This is a genomic window from Streptomyces sp. NPDC097640 (assembly GCF_040302705.1).
Taxonomy (GTDB): domain Bacteria; phylum Actinomycetota; class Actinomycetes; order Streptomycetales; family Streptomycetaceae; genus Streptomyces.
Genome location: NZ_JBEOSB010000033.1, coordinates 112,635 through 133,009, shown reverse-complemented (window position 1 = coordinate 133,009; position 20,375 = coordinate 112,635). Strand labels below are relative to the sequence as shown.

At 74.9% G+C, this 20,375-nt stretch carries 3 protein-coding genes; all 3 read left to right on the top strand.

Features of this window, described 5'->3' with window-relative positions:
- The coding region (locus ABTY62_RS38925) for an SDR family NAD(P)-dependent oxidoreductase (RefSeq protein ID WP_352134094.1) at positions 1 to 3,462 on the top strand (3,462 nt) is incomplete at its 5' end.
- A 45-nt stretch (positions 3,463 to 3,507) separates the two neighbouring features.
- Complete coding sequence (locus ABTY62_RS38920) at positions 3,508 to 15,396, top strand: SDR family NAD(P)-dependent oxidoreductase (RefSeq protein ID WP_352134093.1); 11,889 nt, start codon at positions 3,508 to 3,510, stop codon at positions 15,394 to 15,396.
- A gap of 20 nt (positions 15,397 to 15,416) precedes the next feature.
- Positions 15,417 to 20,366 (top strand): type I polyketide synthase, encoded by a 4,950-nt coding sequence (locus ABTY62_RS38915; RefSeq protein WP_352134092.1) that lies wholly within the window; start codon positions 15,417 to 15,419, stop codon positions 20,364 to 20,366.
- The last annotated feature ends 9 nt before the right edge of the window (positions 20,367 to 20,375 follow it).

Below are 20,375 nucleotides of genomic sequence, written 5' to 3'. Positions count from 1 at the left end.
AGACCCACCAACACCCCCCCCACACCCCCCCCCCCCCCCCCCCACACCCGCCGCGCCCCCCCCCCCGCCCGCCCCCCGCGCCCCCCCCCCCCCCACGGCCGGCGGAGCCTCGCCGTCTACACCCGCCCGCAGTCCGACCCCTCGGCCGAGTGGACCCGGCACGCCACCGCCACGCTCTCCGGCGAAGTCGCGGTCGACCGGGCGGCGGCCGAAGCGGAGACGGCCTGGCCGCCTGCGGGCGCCGAGCCCGTCGACATCACCGGCTTCTACGACCGCGCCGCGGCGGACGGCTACGACTACGGCCCCGCCTTCCAGGGGCTTCAGACGCTGTGGCGCCACGGCGACGACCTCCTCGCCGAGATCGCCCTGCCCACCGCGGACGCCACGGACGCCTCGGGCCACCCCGCCGAAGCCCTCGCCGTCCACCCCGCCTTCCTCGACAGCGCGCTCCACCCCCTCGTCGCCGTCACGGACACCTCGGACGGCAAGGTCTGGCTGCCGTTCTCCTGGAACGGCGTCACCCTCCACGCCACCGGCGCCACCCACGCCCGCGTCCGCATCACCTCCCGCGACAGCGAGCACAACCTGACCCTCACCGACGCCACCGGCCGGCTCATCCTCACCGCCGAGGCCGTCACCACCCGGCCCATGGCCCTCGACGCTCCCCAAAAGCGCTCGTCCGAAGGCCTGTTCACCCTGGAGTGGACGCCCGCCTCGCCCCTGGCCGACGAGGCCACGCCGACCTCCGGGGTGGTCTTCGCCGAGGCGCCAGTGGCGAACGAAGGCGGCGAACTGACAGCCGTACAGGGCGCGTTGACGCAGCTACAGGAGTGGCTGGCCGAGCCGCGCCCCGACGACGCCCGTCTGGTGATGGTGACCCGTAACGCCGTCGCCGTGGACGAGGAGACGGAGGTCGACCCGGTCGCGGCGGCCGTCTGGGGTCTGGTCCGCAGCGCCCAGACGGAGAACCCCGGCCGCGTCGTCCTCCTGGACACGGACACAGACACGGATCCGGAGTCGGACAGCCAGGTGGCCGACGCGGTCCGCTGCGCCGTCGACCTCGACGAACCGCAGGTGGCGCTCCGCGGCGGCCGGATTCTGGTGCCCCGGCTCGTCCGCGCCACCGCCTCGGCCACGCTCGTACCCCCCGTCGGCCAGGGCGCCTGGCGGCTGGACGCCGCGGGCACCACGGGCACCGCGACGCTCGACTCCGTGGCGCCGGTGCCCTTCCCCGAGGCGGAGGAGGAGCTGGCACCCGGACGTGTGCGCATCGAGGTGCGCGCGGCAGGCGTCAACTTCCGCGATGTCCTGATCAGCCTCGGCATGGTGCCCGACCAGACCCGCATCGGCGGCGAGGGCGCGGGTGTCGTCCTCGAAGTGGCCCCGGACGTCACCACGGTGGCCCCCGGGGATCGCGTCCTGGGGGTCTTCGACGGGGCGTTCGCCCCGGTCACCGTGGCCGACGCGCGGATGGTGACCCGGATGCCGGAGGCCTGGGACTTCTCCCGGGCGGCGGCCGTCCCCGTGGCGTTTCTGACCGCCTGGTACGGCCTGGTGGAGCTCGGCCGCCTGAGGGCGGGCGAGTCGGTCCTCGTCCACGCGGCGGCGGGCGGTGTGGGCATGGCCGCCGTGCAGATCGCCCGCCACCTGGGCGCCGAGGTGTACGCCACGGCCAGCCCCGGCAAGCACCATGTCCTCGAGGCCATGGGCATCGACGCCGCCCACCGCGCCTCGTCCCGCGACCTGGACTTCGAGAACGCCTTCCCGAAGGTCGACGTGGTCCTCAACAGCCTGGCAGGCGAGTTCATCGACGCCTCGCTGCGTCTGCTGGCCGACGGCGGCCGCTTCCTGGAGATGGGCAAGACCGACCTCCGCGAACCCGAGCAGGTGGCCAAGGACTTCGCCGGGGTGGACTACCGCGTCTACGACCTGGTCTCGGACGCCGGGCCGGAGCGGGTCGCGCGGATGCTGGCGACCCTGGTGGCGCTGTTCGACGCGGGCGCCCTGGCCCCGCCCCCGGTCCAGACGTGGCCGCTGCCCAAGGCGCGTCAGGCGCTGCGCCACATGAGCCAGGCCAAACACACCGGCAAACTCGTCCTGACCATCCCGCCGACCCTCGACCCCGACGGCACCGTGCTCATCACCGGCGGCACCGGCACCCTCGGCGCCCTCATCGCCGAACACCTCGTCACCACCCACCACATCACCCACCTCCACCTCCTCAGCCGACGCGGACCCCACGCCCCCGGCGCCCAACAACTCACCGACAAACTCACCGAACTCGGCGCCACCGTCCACATCACCGCCACCGACACCTCGGACCTCCCCGCCCTGCGCCAGGTCATCGACACCATCGACCCCGCCCACCCCCTCACCGGCGTCATCCACACCGCCGGCACCGTGGACGACGCGATGATCACCTCCCAGACCCCCGACACGCTCCACCGTGTCTGGGCCGCCAAGGCGACCGGCGCCGCCAACCTCCACCGCGCCACCGAGCACCTCCCGCTCGCCATGTTCGCCCTCTTCTCCTCCGTCTCCGGCACCCTCGGCAACCCGGGGCAGGCCAACTACGCCGCCGCCAACGCCTACTGCGACGCCCTCGCCACCCGGCGGCAGCACGCCGGTCTGCCCGCCGCCTCCATCGCCTGGGGCCTGTGGGCCGCCACCAGCGATATCACCGGGCAGCTCAGCGAGGCCGACGTGGCGCGGATCGGCCGCACCGGCGTCACGGCGCTGGCCACCGACCACGCGCTGGCGCTCTTCGACGCGGCACACCGACACGGCGACCCGCAGCTCGTGGCGCTCAACCTCGACGTACGCGCGCTGGCCGCCCAGCCGATCGCCGGTCTGCCGCCCGCGCTGCGGGCCCTGGCCGCCCGCCCGAGCGGGGCCACGCGGCGCGCCGCCGCGGCCACCCAGCGCCCCGACGACTGGACGCGCCGGCTCGCCGGGCTCCCGGAGGCCGAGCAGCGGCAGCAGCTGCTCGCGCTGGTGCGCGGCCACGCCGCGACCGTGCTCGGCCACGCCGACGCCGAAGGCGTACGGGAGGACGCGCCGTTCACGGATCTGGGCTTCGACTCGCTGACCGGCGTCGAGCTGCGGAACCGGCTCTCGGCGGCGACCGGGCTCCGGCTGCCGGCCGCGCTGGTCTTCGACTTCCCCTCGGCCAGGGCGCTGGCCGACCACCTGCGCGGCCTGCTCGTACCGGACGGGGGGTCGGCCGCCCGGGGCGGGGTGGACCCCGTGCTCGGCGAGCTGGCGAAGCTGGAGTCCACGCTGTCGGCGCTGGAGCTGCCCGAGGCGGACGCGCGGGCGGTGACAGATCGGCTTGAGGGTCTGCTGGCCCAATGGAAGGCGGCGTCCGCGCCGCCGGCCGAGGACAGCGCGGCCGACCGGCTCACGCTCGCCACCGCCGACGAGGTGCTCGCGTTCATCGACAACGAGCTCGGCACCTCGTGACGGCTCAGTTGCCCGCCCCGACACGTATGAAGGTCGTGACTTCACATGCCGGATGAAGACAGGCTTGTCGACTACCTCAAGCGTGTGGCGACGGACCTGCACGACACGCGGCGGCGCCTGCGCGAGGTGGAGGAGCGGCACCAGGAGCCCATCGCCATCACCGCGATGACGTGCCGGTTCGCGGGCGGGGTGGATTCGCCCGAGGCGTTGTGGGACCTCGTGGCCTCGGGGGTGGACGTCGTCGGGCCGTTCCCCACGGACCGCGGCTGGGACCTGGACGGCCTGTACCACCCGGACCCCGACCACCCCGGCACGACGTACACGCGCGAGGGCGGGTTCCTGCGCGACGCCGACACGTTCGACGCGGGCTTCTTCGAGATCAGCCCGCGCGAGGCGCTGGCCATGGACCCGCAGCAGCGCAAGCTGCTCGAAGTGGCCTGGGAGCTGTTCGAGCGCGCCGGTCTCGACGCGACGAGCCTTCGGGGCAGCCAGACCGGTGTGTTCGTCGGCGCGGCGACCATCGGTTCCGCCACGTCGGGTGTCCCCGTCCGCAAGGAGACCGAGGGGTACGCGGGCGTCGCGCCCAGCATGCTGTCGGGCCGCCTGTCGTATGCCTTCGGTCTGGAGGGTCCCGCGCTGACGGTGGAGACGGCCTGCTCGGCGTCGCTGGTGGCGATGCATCTGGGGATGCACGCGCTGCGGCGGGGCGAGTGCCGGCTGGCGGTGGCCGGTGGTGTGACGCTGATGGCCTCGCCCGCGGTGTTCACCGGCTTCGCCCGTCAGCGCGGCCTGGCGCCGAACGGGCGCTGCAAGCCGTTCGCGGCCGCCGCCGACGGCACGGGCTGGGGCGAGGGCGTCGGGCTGGTCCTGCTCGAACGGCTCTCCGACGCGCGCCGCAACGGGCATCAGGTGCTGGCCGTCATCCGGGGCTCGGCCGTCAACCAGGACGGCGCGAGCAATGGCATCACCGCGCCCAACGGGCCCTCCCAGCAGCGTGTCATCCGTCAGGCGCTCGTCAACGCCCGCCTGTCGTCCGCCGAGGTGGACGCGGTGGAGGCGCATGGCACGGGCACCCGGCTCGGCGACCCGATCGAGGCCGACGCGCTGCACGCCACGTACGGCCACCAGCGCCCGGCGGACCGGCCGCTGCTGCTGGGCTCGGTCAAGTCGAACCTCGGTCACACCCAGGCGGCCGCCGGGGCGGCTGGCGTGATCAAGATGGTGATGGCGATGCGGCACGGGGTGATCCCCGCGACGTTGCACATCGACGAGCCGACGCCGCACGTGGACTGGGGCTCGGGCGCCATCCGTCTGGTGACCGAGCCGGTGGACTGGCCGGAGACCGACCACCCGCGCCGGGCCGGGGTGTCGTCGTTCGGCGTCTCCGGGACCAACGCCCACCTGATCATCGAGCAGCCGCCCGAACCCGCCGAGGCGGTCCAGAGCGAAAGCGACCCGGATGGCACGGAAGGCGCGGGAGAGGCGGAGGTCGCGCCGCGGGCCGTGGTGACCGGCGGCGTGGTGAGCGGCGGCGTGGTGACCTGCGGCGTGGTGCCGTGGTTGCTGTCCGCGCGGGACGAGGCGGCGCTGGCGCAGCAGGCGCGGCGTCTGGCCGAGGCGGCGGAGCGCGATCCGGCCGCCGGTGCGGCGGAGGTGGGGTGGTCGCTGGCGACGGCGCGGGCCCGGTTCGAGCACCGGGCCGTGGTGGTCGGCGCGGACCGTACGGCGCTGCTGGGCGGGCTGGCCCGGCTGGCCGCCGCCGAGCCGGATCCGGCGGTCGTCACCGGTACGGCGGGGCCGATCGGCGCGGGCCCGGTGTTCGTGTTTCCCGGCCAGGGCGCCCAGTGGCCGGGCATGGCGCGCGAACTCCTGGACTCCTCGCCGGTCTTCGCCGCCCGGATCGCCGAGTGCGAGCGGGCTCTGGCGCCGTATGTGGACTGGTCGCTGACCGCCGTGCTGCGCGGCACGGACCGGGCGACGGACCCCGGCCGGGATGATGTGGTGCAGCCGGTGCTGTGGGCCATCCACGTCTCGCTGGCCGCCCTGTGGCGGAGCTTCGGGATCGTCCCTGCGGCCGTCGTCGGGCACTCCCAGGGCGAGGTGGCCGCCGCGTGTGTCGCCGGGGCCCTCTCCCTCGACGACGCCGCCAAGGTCATCGCCCTGCGCGTACAGGCCCTCCGCCCCCTGATCGGACACGGCGCCATGGCCTCGGTCTCCCTCGGCGCCGAGGACACCGCCGGGCTCCTCGGCGAGCTGGGCCCCGAGGCCGGGGACGTGGCCGTCGCCGCCGTCAACGGCCCCCACGCCACGGTGGTGTCCGGGTCCGCCGACCGGGTGGCCGCCGTCCTGGACGCCGCGCGGGAGCGTGGCGCGCGCACCCGCGCCATCGACGTCGAATACGCCTCCCACGGCCCTCATGTGGACCGCATCCACGAGGACGTGGTGTCCGCCCTGCGCGATGTGACACCGGTCGAGTCCGAGATCGCGTTCTACTCCGCCGTCACCGCGGAGCGGCTGAACACCGCGCGGCTGGACGCCGAGTACTGGTTCGAGAACCTCCGCCGGCCGGTCCGTTTCGCCGATGCGGTGGGCCGTCTGCTGGGCGACGGATACCGGGCCTTCGTCCAGTGCAACCCGCACCCCATCCTGTCCACGAGCCTCCAGGACATCTTCGAGGAGTCCGGCACCCCCGCCACCTCTCTCGCCACGCTGCGCCGCGACCACGGCGGCGCACACCAGCTGGCCCTCGCGCTCGCCGATGCCCACGCCGCGGGTCTCGAGGTCGACTGGCGTCCGTGGTTCCCGGCCGGGCCCGCGCCCCGCGCCGTCGAGCTGCCCACCTACCCCTTCCAGGGCCGGCGGTACTGGATACCCGCCGACGGCAAGGGCACAGGGGATGTGTCCGCCGCCGGGCTGCGCGCCGTCGACCATCCCCTGCTGGCCGCCGCGGTGAGCCTGCCCGACGGCGGCATGGTGCTGACCGGGCGCCTGGCGGCCGCCGCGGGCGGGGGCTGGCTCGCCGACCATGTCGTCGGCGACACCGCGCTGCTGCCCGGGGCGGCCATGGTCGAGTGGGCGCTTCAGGCCGCCCACGAGGCGGGCTGCGCCGCGGTGGAGGAGCTGGCCCTCCAGATCCCGCTCGTCCTGCCCGCCTCGGGGGCGCTGCGCGTACGTGTCGCGGTGGGGCCCGCCGACGACGAGGGCCGGCGGACGGTCGATGTGCACTCCCGCCCCGACGAGCTGGACACGGAGTCCCCCGACGGGTGGGTGTGCCACGCCATGGGCGTCCTCGCGCCCGAGGGCGGTGAGGCCCCGTCGGACGCCGCGGCGGCTCCCTGGCCACCGCCGGGCGCGGAACCGCTGGACGTCGCGGACTTCTACGAACGGGCCGTGGCCGGCGGCTACGGCTACGGGCCCGCGTTCCGCGGCCTGACCGCGGCGTGGCGGGACGGCGCCGATCTGCTCGCCGAGGTCGCGCTGCCCGAGGCGGCCGGTGAGGGCGCCGACCGGTTCGGCGTCCACCCGGCGCTGCTGGACGCCGCCCTGCACCCGACGCTCCTCGACGGCGGCCGCCAGGACGCCTCGGACACCGGACAGGTGTGGCTGCCGTTCGCCTGGAGCGGTGTGTCGCTGTGGGCCACGGGGGCGCGCCGCGTACGGGTCCGTATCTCCCCGGAGGGCAACGGACGGCGGATCTCGCTGACCGACGAGACGGGCGCGCCGGTCCTCGACGCCGCGTCGGTCGCCGCGCGCCCCACCGGCGTCGCCGAGCTGCGGGCCCTCGGGAAGCGCGCGGCCGAGGGCCTGTTCGTCGTGGACTGGGTGCCCGCGCGGGGCGGGACCGGCGACGAATCGGCCCCGCCGGACGCCGATTGGGCGGCGGTGGGCGATGGTGGCGCACCGCTCGCCGGGGTGGCGGAACACGCCGGCCTCGGCGCGCTGCTCGCCGCGGTGGACGATGGGACCCCGGTGCCGACGGTCGTCCTCCACCCGGTGACAGCGACGGCCACCCCCGACGACGGCCTCGCCGCCGTCGGGGGCGTGCTGGCTCTGGTCCAGGAGTGGCTGGCCGAGCCGCGGTTGCTGGACTCCCGGCTGGTCCTGGTCACTTCCGGTGCCGTGACCGCGGGCGGGGACGAGGGGGCGGTGGACCCGGGCGGCGCGGCCGTGTGGGGTCTGGTCCGTTCGGTCCAGGCCGAGCACCCGGGCCGGTTCACCCTCGTCGACGTGGACGGCCGCGCGGATGCCGACGCGGGCCTCGTCGGGGCCGTACGCCACTCCGTGGACGCGGACGAGCCTCAGGTAGCCGTGCGCGCGGCCGGGGTGCTGGTGCCGCGCCTGGTCCGCGCCTCTCCCACGTCCGGGGCCGACGCCCCGGAGCTGTCCGGTGGCACGGTGCTGGTGTCGGGCGGTACGGGGGTGCTGGGCGGCGCGGTCGCCGAACACCTGGTGCGCGCGCATGGCGTGGAGCGGGTGCTGCTCCTCTCCCGCAGCGGGCCCGAGAGCCCCGGAGCGGCCGAACTGGCCGAGCGGCTCGCCGCGCTGGGCGCCCACGCGGAGGTGGCGGCGGTCGACGTGGCCGACCGCGCCGCGCTCGCCGGGGCGCTGGCGGCGATCCCCGACAGCCACCCGCTGCTGGGCGTGGTCCACTCCGCCGGGGTGACCGAGGACGCCCTGGTGGAGTCCTGGGACACCGGCCGACTCGGCCGCGTATGGGCGCCCAAGGCCGTCGGCGCATGGCATCTGCACACCCTCACCCGGGAGTTGCCGCTGCGGATGTTCGTGGTGTTCTCCTCCGCCGCCGGCACGGTCGGCAACTCCGGCCAGGCCGGATACGCGGCCGCCAACGCCTGGACCGACGCCCTGGTCGCGCGGCGGCGCGCCGACGGACTGCCCGGCACCTCGGTCGCCTGGACCCTGTGGCAGCAGACCTCCGCCATGACCGAGCACCTCACCGAGGCCGACCTGTCCCGCCTCGGCGCCCTCGGCATGCGCCCCCTCGCCACGGCTCGTGGCCTGGGGCTGCTCGACGCGGCACTCCATGTCACCCACCCCCTGGTGGTGGCCGCCGACCTCGACGCCACCCGGCTCGGCCCCGACAGCCCCGCCATGCTGCGCGCCCTGGCCAGGCCGGCCCGGCGCCGCGCCATGGAACACCACGCCACCGGCCCCGCGCTGGCCGGCCGGCTGGCCGGTCTCGACGAGCCCGCTCGGCGCGAACTGCTGCTCCAGACGGTGCGGCAGCTGGTCTCGGTGGTGCTGGGCCACTCCTCCGACGCGGCGATCCGGGCCGAGGCCGCCTTCAAGGAGCTGGGCTTCGACTCCCTGACCGCCGTCGAGCTGCGCAACCGCCTGGCCACCGCCACCGGGCTGCGCCTGCCCGCCACCCTCGTCTTCGACTACCCCACCCCCCGGGCCCTCGCCGACCACGTCCTGGAGCGCCTGACCGCCACCGGCTCCCCCGCGCCGCGCCGTACCGGCCGGTCCGGGACCGGCGCCGCCGACGAGCCGGTCGCGGTGGTGGCGATGGCATGCCGCTTCCCCGGCGACGTGACCTCGCCCGAGGGGCTGTGGGACCTGGTGGCGTCCGGGCGGCATGTGCTCGGCCCGTTCCCCGCCAACCGTGGCTGGGACCTGACCAATCTGTTCCACCCCGACCCCGACCACCCCGGCACCAGCTACGCCTCGCAGGGCGCGTTCATCTACGACGCCGACGGATTCGACGCCGCCTTCTTCGGCATCAACCCCCGCGAGGCCCTGGCCATGGACCCCCAGCAGCGTCTCATTCTGGAGACCGCCTGGGAGACGCTGGAGCGCGCCGGGATCGACCCGCACACCCTCCGGGACAGCCTGACCGGCGTCTACGCGGGCGTCATGTACCACGACTACGGAGCCGGGCTGTCCCCGGGCGACCCCCGTCTGGACGGCTACGCCGGTCTCTCCGGCACCAGCAGCATCATCGCCGGACGCGTGGCCTACACCCTGGGCCTCCAGGGCCCCGCCGTCACCGTGGACACCGCCTGCTCGTCGTCCCTGGTCTCCATCCACCTCGCCGCCCAGGCCCTGCGACACGGCGAGTGCGATCTGGCGCTCGCGGGCGGCGTCACGGTCATGGCCACCCCGGACGTGTTCGCGGGCTTCTCCCGGCAGCGCGGTCTGGCCCCCGACGGGCGGTGCAAGCCGTTCGCGGCCGCCGCCGACGGCACCGGCTTCGGCGACGGTGTCGGCCTGGTCCTCCTGGAGCGCCTGTCGGACGCCCGGCGCAACGGACACCGGATTCTGGCCGTCGTCCGCGGTTCGGCGGTCAACCAGGACGGCGCGAGCAACGGGCTGACCGCGCCCAACGGCCCGTCACAGCAGCGGGTGATCCGCCAGGCCCTCGCCACCGCCGGACTCGGCCCCGCGGACGTGGACGCCGTCGAGGCCCATGGCACGGGCACGACGCTGGGCGACCCGATCGAGGCGCAGGCCCTGCTGGCCACCTACGGCCAGGACCGCCCCGGCGGCCACCCGCTCCGGCTCGGCTCGATCAAGTCGAACATCGGGCACACGCAGGGCGCCGCCGGTGTCGCCGGTGTCATCAAGATGGTGATGGCCCTGCGTCACCGCACGCTGCCCGCCACCCTGCACATCGACGAGCCCAGCCCGCACGTCGACTGGGCCGACGGGAACGTCAGGCTCCTCACCGAAGCGGCCGACTGGCCCGAGACCGGCCGCCCGCGCCGGGCCGCCGTCTCCTCCTTCGGCGCCTCCGGCACCAACGCCCACCTCATCCTCGAACAGGGCCCGGACCTGCCCGAGCCGCGGCCCGCGACCGACGCTCCCCCGCCCGGACCCGTGCCCTGGCCGCTGTCCGCCCGCGGCGACCAGGCCCTGCGCGCCCTGGCCGCCTCCCTCTCCGACCGGCTGGGAGCCGACGACACCACACCGGTGGCGGACGTGGGCCGGTCGCTGGCCACGACGCGCGCGGTGTGGGAGCGGCGGGCCGTCATCGTCGGCGGCGACCGGCAGGAGATGGCCGCCGCTCTCGACGCCCTGGCCCAGGGCCGTCCCCACCCGGGCCTGATCGCCCCGCCCTACGCCGCGCCCGCGGCGGGGCGGACCGTGTGGCTGTTCTCCGGGCAGGGCAGTCAGCGCCCCGGTATGGGCGCCGAACTGCACGCGCGCTTCCCGGTCTTCGCCGACGCGTTCGACGAGGTCTGCGCGCTGCTCGACCCCCACCTGGACCACCCCCTGCGGGACGTCGTCCTCCACGGCCGGCCCGACGCCACCCTGCTCAACCACACCACCTACACCCAGACCGGACTCTTCGCGGTCCAAATGGCCCTGGCCCGGCTGCTGGAGACCTTCGGCGTACGGCCGGACGCCGTGATCGGCCACTCCATCGGCGAAATCACCGCCGCGCAGGTGGCCGGAGTCCTCTCCCTGGAAGACGCCTGCCGTCTGGTCGCCGCCCGCGCCACCCTCCTCGGCAACCTCCCGCCCGGCGGCGCGATGACCGCCGTCGAGGCCACCGCCGACGAGATCGCCGAGCACCTCGCCCCGTACGACGGCCGGGTCACCATCGCCGCCCTCAACGCCCCCACCAGCACCGTCATCTCGGGCCCCGCGGAACTGGTGGCCGAGGCGGGCGCGGCCTGGAAGGAGCGCGGCCGCAGGACCAAGGCCCTGACCGTCAGCCACGCGTTCCACTCCCCGCTCATGGAACCCGCCCTCGAAGACTTCCGCCGCGCCATCGCCGACCTGGAGTTCGCCCAGCCGAACATCCCGCTGATCAGCAACCTCACCGGCGAAATCGCGGGCGAGGACATCGCCACGCCGGACTACTGGGTACGGCACATCCGCCAACCCGTACGCTTCCACCCCGCCGTCGCACACATCGCGCCGAGCGCGGCGGTGTTCCTCGAGGTCGGCCCGGACGCCGTACTGATCCCCGCCGCCCAGGCCACCCTCGACGCGCTCGATGACGCGCCCGCGCACGCTCCTCTGCTCGTCCCGGCGCTGACCCGCAACCAGCCCGACGTCCAGGGCCTGGCGCACGCCCTGGCCCGGCTGCACACCCACACCCCCGTCGACTGGCGCCCCTGGTTCACCGGCCTGCCCGCCCCGGACACCGTCGACCTGCCCACCTACCCCTTCCAGCACCGCCCCTACTGGCTCACCGGCGGGGCATCCGGCCCGGCCGCGGCCGGTTCCACGAGCCTGGACCACCCGCTGCTGCGGACCGCCGCGCCGCTGGCCGACGGCGGCATGGTGGTCACCGGCCACGTCCCTCCCGCCGACCACGCCGGATGGCTCACCGAGCACACCATCGCCGAGACCGTCCTGCTGCCCGCCACCGCGCTCCTCGAACTCACCCTCCACGCCGCGGACCACACCGCCGCACCCCACATCGAGGAGCTCCTCCTCCAGCAGCCCCTCAGGCTCGACCCCGCCCGCCCGCTCGCGCTCCAGGTCATCGTCAGCCCGCCGGACGACACCGACCGCCGCACCGTCCACGTCTACACCCGCCCGGAGTCCGACCCCACGGCGGAGTGGACCCACCACGTCACCGCCACCCTCACCGGCGAGCCCACGGCCGAGCCGCCGACCGCCGAAGCGGGGGCGGCCTGGCCGCCCGCGGGAGCCGAGCCCGTCGACATCGACGGCTTCTACGAGCGGGCCGCCGCGGGCGGCTACCACTACGGAGCCACCTACCAAGGGCTGCGAGCCGCCTGGCGACACGGCGACGAACTCCTCGCCGACATCGCCCTCCCCACCTCCGAAACCGCCGATCACACCCCCGACACCCGCACCATCCACCCCGCACTCCTCGACGCCGCGCTCCACCCCCTCATCGCCACCGCCGACAACCCGGCCGGTGAGATCTGGCTCCCCTTCACCTGGAGCGGCGTCACCCTCCACGCGACCGGCGCCACCCACGCGCGGGCCCGCATCACTCCCCGAGGCGGCAACGAGTACCGCCTCACCCTCACCGACACCACGGGCGCGCCCGTCCTCACCGCCGACACCATCACCACCCGGCCGCTCGACACCGCGCGGCTGCGGAGCGGCGACCCGAACGACGGTCTGTACGAGGTGCGTTGGACCGCCCTGCCCACCCCGGCGGGGCCGGAGAGGACCGCGGCGGGCGACTGGGCGGTGCTCGGCGACGGCGCACCCACCGAGGCGGTCCCCGCGCTCACCCGCTACCCGGATGTCGCCGCGCTCGCCACGGCCCTTGACGACGGAGCACCGGTGCCACCGGTCGTCCTGACCAGCACACCAGAGGCCGACGGCGGGGACGGCGACACGGTGGTGGCGCGGGTCCTGGCGACGGCGCAGGAATGGCTGGCCGAGCCGCGGCTCGACGGGGCCCGGCTGGTGATCGTCACCCGCGGTGCCGCCGCCGTGGACGGGGAGACGGACGTCGACCCGGTCGCGGCGGCCGTCTGGGGTCTGGTCCGCAGCGCGCAGTCGGAGAACCCCGGCCGCTTCACACTGCTCGACCTCGCCGGACGCGATGCCGGCACGGCACCCGACATCGCGGGAGTGGCACGCGCGGCCCTCGACGCGGACGAGTGGCAGGTGGCGGTGCGCGACGGGAAACCGTTCGTACCGAGGCTGACCGCCGTGGACGCGACGGCCGGTATCGCCCTGCCCGTCGGCGCGCCCGCCTGGCAGCTGGTCGTGGCCGAGGACAGCGCGGGCACGGTGGACAGCCTGGTGCCCGAGGAGAGTCCGCACGTACTGGAGCCGTTGGCGCCGGGTCAGGTGCGGATCGCCGTGCGCGCCGCGGGCGTCAACTTCCGCGATGTGATGGTGACCCTCGGTGTCGTGCCCGACCGGCGGGGCTTGGGCGGCGAGGGCGCGGGCGAGGTGCTGGAGGTGGCTCCGGATGTGACGTCGGTGGCCGTCGGCGACCGTGTCATGGGCCTGTTCGAGGGCGCCTTCGGCCCCATCGCCGTCGCCGACGCCCGCGCCCTGGTGCCGATCCCGCACGGCTGGACCGATCAGCAGGCCGCCGCTGTACCCATCGCGTTCCTCACCGCCTGGTACGGGCTGGTGGACCTGGCCGGACTCGCACCGGGCGAGTCGGTCCTCATCCACGCGGCGACCGGTGGCGTGGGCACGGCTGCCGTGCAGATCGCCCGCCACCTGGGCGCCGAGGTCTACGGCACGGCCAGCCCCGCCAAACACGATGTCCTGGAGTCGATGGGCTTCGACGCAGCCCACCGCGCCTCCTCCCGCGACCTCGACTTCGAGGACACCTTCCCGGCCCTCGACGTGGTCCTCAACAGCCTGGCAGGCGAGTTCACCGACGCCTCCCTGCGGCTGCTGGGCGACGGCGGCCGGTTCCTGGAGATGGGCAAGACCGACATCCGTGACCCGGATGAGATCGCCGCGACGCACCCCGGCGTCCGCTACCGGGCCTACGACCTCGTCTCCGACGCCGGTTTCGACCGCGTCGCGGAGATGCTGCGTACGCTCGCCGACCTCTTCACCCAGGGGACCCTGTCCCCGCCCCCGGTGCAGGCATGGCCACTCGCCAGGGCGCGCCAGGCGCTGCGCCATATGAGCCAGGCCAAGCACACCGGAAAACTCGTCCTGGACGTTCCTCGCGCACTCGATCCCAACGGCACCGTCCTGATCACCGGCGGCACCGGCACTCTCGGCGCGCTGCTCGCCGAACACCTCGTCACCACCCACCGCATCACCCACCTCCACCTCCTCAGCCGACGCGGCCCCGATGCACCCGGCGCCCAACAACTCACCGACAAACTCACCGAACTCGGCGCCACCGTCCACATCACCGCCACCGACACCACCGACCCCCACGCCCTCCGCCAAGCCCTCGGCACCATCGACCCCGCCCACCCCCTCACCGGCGTCATCCACACCGCGGGCATCGTCGAGGACGCCGTCCTCACCTCCCAGACCCCCGACGCCCTCCGCCGCGTCTGGGCCGCCAAGGCGACCGGCGCCGCCAACCTCCACCGCGCCACCGAGCACCTCCCTCTCGCCATGTTCGTCGTCTTCTCCTCCGCCGCGGGCACCCTGGGCTCCCCCGGGCAGGCCAACTACGCCGCCGCCAACGCCTACTGCGACGCCCTCGCCACCCGGCGGCGCCACGCCGGTCTCACCGGCGTGTCCATCGCCTGGGGCCTGTGGGCCGCCACCAGTGGGATGACCGGCGGGCTCAGCGAGACGGACCACGCCAGGATGAGCCGTTCCGGGATGGTGCCGTTGTCCTCGGAGCGTGCCCTGGCACTGTTCGACGCGGCGCGCGGACATGGTGCGGCGCAGCTGCTCGCCGCCCGGCTCGACGCGGCCGCGCTGTCCTCCCAGCCCGCCGAGGCGCTGCCGCCGCTGGTCCGCTCGCTCGCGGGCACCCGCGCCCGGGTCGCCCGGCGGAGTGCGGCGGCGCCGGTGGCCGATCTGTCCGGCCGGCTGGCGTCGATGGGCCCCGCCGAGCAGCGGGCGCTCCTGCTGGACCTCGTCAGGGTCCACGCGGCCACCGTGCTGGGGCACACGGACCACGACGCGGTGTCGATGGACACGCCCTTCAAGGATCTCGGGTTCGACTCGCTGACGGCGGTCGAGCTGCGCAACCGGCTCACCATGGTGACGGGGCTGCGGCTGTCCGCGGCATCGGTGTTCCGCCACCCGACGCCGTCCGCCATGGCCGAGCACCTGCTGGGCGAGCTGTGCCCGGCGGGGGACGACTCGGCCCTGCCCGTGCTGCGGGAGCTGGAGCGGCTCGAGGCGGCGGTGGGCGAGGAGCGGCCGGAGGGCGAGACCGGTGCCCAGCTCGTCAAGCGGTTGCAGAACCTGCTGTGGCGGCTGGGTGACGGTGCCGAGGCGGTCGATCACACCGTCGACGGCGAGGCGTTGGAGTCGGCGTCGGACGACGAGATGTTCGCGCTCATCGACCAGCAACTGGGCTCGTCCTGACGGGGAGCGACGGAGGAACCATGTCCACCACCGAAGACAAGCTGCGCCAGTACCTCAAGCGTGTCACCCTCGACCTCGGCCAGGCCAGACAGCGCCTGCGCGAAGTGGAGGAACGCCACCGGGAACCCATCGCCATCATTTCCATGGCCTGCCGCTACCCGGGCGGGGTCACCTCCCCGGAGGGCCTGTGGGACCTCGTCGCCTCGGGCGCCGACGCCCTCGGCCCCTTTCCCGCCAACCGCGGCTGGGACCTCGACCACCTCTTCCACCCCGACCCGGACCACCCCGGCACCAGCTATGTCCGGGAGGGCGGCTTCCTCCACGACGCCGATGAATTCGACGCCTCCTTCTTCAACATCAGCCCTCGCGAAGCCCTCGCCATGGACCCCCAGCAGCGGCTCCTCCTGGAGGTCGCCTGGGAACTCCTCGAACGCGCCCGCATCGACCCCACCGCCCTCAAGGGCACGCCCACCGGCGTCTACGCGGGGGTGTCGAGCCAGGACTACCTGTCGCGGATACCGCGGATTCCCGAGGGCTTCGAGGGCTACACCGCCACGGGAGGGCTCACGAGCGTGGTGTCCGGCCGGGTGGCGTACGCGCTGGGGCTGGAGGGCCCGGCGGTCACGCTGGACACGGCGTGCTCGTCGTCGCTGGTGGCCACGCATCTGGCGGTCCGGGCACTGCGGCAGGGCGAGTGCACCCTGGCGCTGGCCGGCGGCGTGACGGTGTTCACCGCGGCCACGGCGTTTGTGGAGTTCTCCAAGCAGCGGGGGTTCGCGCCGGACGCCCGCTGCAAGGCGTTCGCCGCGGCGGCCGACGGCACGGGCTTCTCCGAGGGCGCGGGCCTGGTCCTGCTGGAACGGCTCTCCGACGCCCGCCGCAACGGACACCACGTACTCGCCGTCATCCGGGGCTCGGCCGTCAACCAGGACGGCGCCAGCAACGGGCTGGCCGCGCCCAACGATGCCGCGCAGGAACGCGTCATCCGGCAGGCGCTGGCCGATGCCCGGCTCCCCGCCGACCAGGTGGACGCGGTCGAGGCGCACGGCACGGGCACCACGCTCGGCGACCCGATCGAGGCCGAGGCGTTGCTGGCCACCTACGGCCAGGAACGGCCGGAGGACCGCCCCCTGTGGCTGGGCTCCATCAAGTCCAACATCGGACACACCCAGGCCGCCGCCGGGATCGCGGGCGTCATCAAGATGGTGATGGCCCTCCGCCACGGCACCCTGCCCGCCACCCTCCACGTCGACGAGCCCACCTCACACGTGGACTGGAGCAGCGGCGCCGTACGTCTGCTCACCGAGCCCGTCGACTGGCCGTCCGCCGAACGCCCCCGTGGCGCGGGCGTCTCGGCGTTCGGCATCTCCGGCACCAACGCCCACGTCATCCTCGAAGAGGCGCCTGAGGCACGAGAACCCGACACCGTCGCGGCCGAGCCGGGCGTCCTGGGCGGCGTCGCGCCCTGGGTGCTCTCGGCCCGTACCCACGAGGCCCTGGCCGAGCAGGCACGCAGGCTGACCCGGACCATCACCGACAACCCCGGCGTCTCGCCCACCAAGGTGGCCTGGTCCCTGGCCACCACGCGCGCGACCTTCGATCGCCGTGCCGTCGTCACCGGCGCCGATCCCGCCGAACTGCTCGCCGCGCTCGACGCCCTGGCCGACGGTGGCGAACACCCCCACCTCACCCGCGGCTCCGCCCTCGACCCCCAGCAGGGCCCGGTGTTCGTCTTCCCTGGTCAGGGCTCCCAATGGCCCGGCATGGCCACCGGCCTCCTGGACTCCTCCCCCGCCTTCGCCACCCGCATCGCCGCCTGCGAACAAGCCCTCGCGCCCTACGTCGACTGGTCGCTCACCGCCGTACTGCGCGGCACCGACACCGCCACCGACCCCCAACGCGTCGACGTCATCCAGCCGACCCTCTGGGCCATGATGGTGTCCCTGGCCGGTATGTGGCAGGACTTCGGTGTCACCCCGGCCGCCGTCATCGGCCACTCCCAGGGCGAGATCGCCGCCGCCTGCGTGGCCGGAGCCCTCACGCTTGAGGACGCCGCCAAAGTCGTGGCCCTCCGCAGCCAGGCCCTCCGCGCCCTCGCCGGACACGGCGCCATGGCCTCCCTCACCCTCACCGCCGACGACACCGCACAGGTCCTGGCCGACCTGGGTGAAACTGCCCAGGGCGTCGCGATCGCCGCCCACAACGGCCCCCGCTCCACCGTCATCTCCGGACCCCCCGACCAGATCACCGCCGTTCTGGCCGCCGCCGAGAACCAGGGCGCGCGAACCCGCACCATCGATGTGGATTACGCCTCCCACAGCCCCCACGTCGACCGCATCCGCGACACCATCCTCGACCAACTCGCCGACCTCACCCCCACCACACCCACCATCCCCTTCTACTCCACCGTCACCACCGAGCGCCTCACCACCACCCCACTCGACGCGGATTACTGGTTCACCAACCTCCGCCAACCCGTCCGCTTCACCGACACCCTCACCGCCCTCCTGGAACGCGGACACCGCCACTTCATCGAAGCCAGCCCCCACCCCGTCCTCACCCCCGGCATCCAGGACGCCATCGACGACGCCGACATCCCCGCCACCACCGTCCCCACCCTCCGACGCGACCACGGCACCCCCCACGACCTCGCCGACGCCCTCGCCCACGCCCACACCACCGGCCTGGCCATCGACTGGCGACCCTGGTATCCCGTCGCCCCGTCCGCCACCGACCTCCCCACCTACCCCTTCCAGCGCGAGCGCTTCTGGCTGCCGGACGAGCTGGCGGACACGCCGCCGCCGCAGGCGGACGAGGAGGAGGTCCGGTTCTGGGGCGCGGTCGACGGGCTGGATCTCCCGGCTCTGTCCGAGACGCTGGGCCTCGGCGAGGAGGACGGGCGGCGCTCGTCGCTCGGTGCGGTGCTGCCGACGCTGTCGCGCTGGCACCGGGAACGCCACGAGCGGACGACCGTGAACTCCTGGCGCTACCGTGTCGGCTGGCGCCCCCTGCCCGGCCCCGGCCCCGCGGCCGTGACGGGTTTATGGCTGCTGGTGGTGCCACCGGAAGGCGCCGGGGCATGGGCCGACGCCTGTGAGCGGGCCCTCACGGCGGGCGGCGGCGAGGTGCGGCGGCTGGTGACGGACGGGCGGGCCGATACGGCCGAGCTGGCCGCGTCGCTGCGGGCGCTGTGCGCCGCGGGCCCGTCCCCGGCCGGGGTGCTGTCCCTCCTGCCGCTCGACGAACGCCCGCACGACACGTTCCCCGCGGTGATCGGCGGCGTGACGGGCACCCTCGTCCTGCTGCGAGCCCTGCTGGAGGCGGAGCTCGACGCACCCCTGTGGTGCGCCACGCGGGGCGCGGTGGCCGTCGCCGACGACGAACACCCGCAGGCCCCGGCGCAGGCCCAGGTATGGGGGCTCGGCCGGGTGGCCGCGCTGGAGCATCCGACGGCGTGGGGCGGGCTGGTGGACCTGCCCGCCTCGGTCGAGGACCTCGCCCCCGGCCTTCTGTGCGCCACGCTGGCGGGGCGGGACGGCGAGGACCAGGTGGCGCTGCGGCCGGCCGGGGCCTTCGCGCGCCGGCTGCTGTCCGCGCCGCTGGACGCGGAGGCGCCGACGTGTGAGTGGACGCCGCGGGAGGGTGTCCTGGTCACCGGCGGTGTCGCCGGGGCCGCCGCCCATGTGGCCCGGTGGCTGGCCACGGGCGGCACCAAGCGCATCGTGCTGCTGGCGCCGGGCGGCCAGGCCGCGCCCGGTGGCGCGGAGCTGGTGGCCGAGCTGGCGGAGCTGGGCGCGGAGGGGACGGTGGTGGACGGTGTGCCGTCCGAGCCGTCGGGCCGACGCGAGCTGGCGGACCGGCTCGCGGCCTCGGGGCTACGGGTCCGCACGATCATCCACACCGGGGCGCCGGGTGACCGGACACCGCTGGCCGAACTCACCCCGGACCGGCTGGCCGAGTCCTTGTCGGCCGCCGTGGGCGGCGCCGATCGGCTCCCGGAGCTGTGCGGCCTGGAGCCCGACGATCCCGTGGTGGTCTTCTCGTCCGTCGTCGCGGTCTGGGGGGCCGGCGAGCACGGCGCCCGGGCCGCGGCCGACGCATATCTGGACGCGGTGGCGCGGCGGCGCGAGGCGGCCGGTGGGCCCGTCGTCCGGGTGGCGTGGGGAGTGTGGGACGACATGGCGGAGCGGGCGGCGGTCGAACGCTCCGGCCGCCATGGCCTCCCGGCCCTCGACCCCGCGCTGGCGCTGACCGCGCTGCGGCGGACGCTCGATCAGGCCGGCCACGACGAGGCCCACGCGGTGTTCGCGGAGGTGGACTGGGAGCGCTTCGCCCCGCTGTTCACCCTGGGGCGGGCCAGCCGCCTCTTCGACGAGATCCCGGCGGCCCGGCGGGCGGGCCGGGCGGCGCCGGGCTCCCCCGAGTCCGACGACTCCGGGAGCCTGACGGCCCTGCGGGACCGGCTCGCGGCCCAGAAGCCCGAGGCGCGCACCGGCACCCTGCTGGCGCTGGTCCGCGCCCACGCGGCGAGCGCGCTGCGCTACTCGGCGGCGGAGCTGGTCGAACCGGACCAGCCCTTCAACGAGTTGGGGTTCGACTCCCTCACGGCCGTCGAGTTCCGTAACCGGCTCCGGGACGCCACCGGCCTGACCCTGTCCCCCACGCTGGTCTTCGACTATCCGACGCCGACCGCGCTGGCGGGCCATCTGGTGTCGCGGGTGCTGCCTGCCGAGCCGACGGAGGTACCTGCCGCGGCGCATCTCGACGGGATCGAGGCGGCGCTCGCCGCGCTGGCCGCGGACGACCCGCGGCGTTCCGGGCTGACGCACCGGCTCCAGGTGCTGCTGTGGCGGTACACGGACGGGGAGAGCGCGTCCGAACCTCGCGAGGAGACAGGCGGGGACGACCTGGAAACCGCTTCCGCTGATGAGGTGTTCGCTCTTATCGACCGGGAATTCGGGGAGTCCTGACCACGGCAC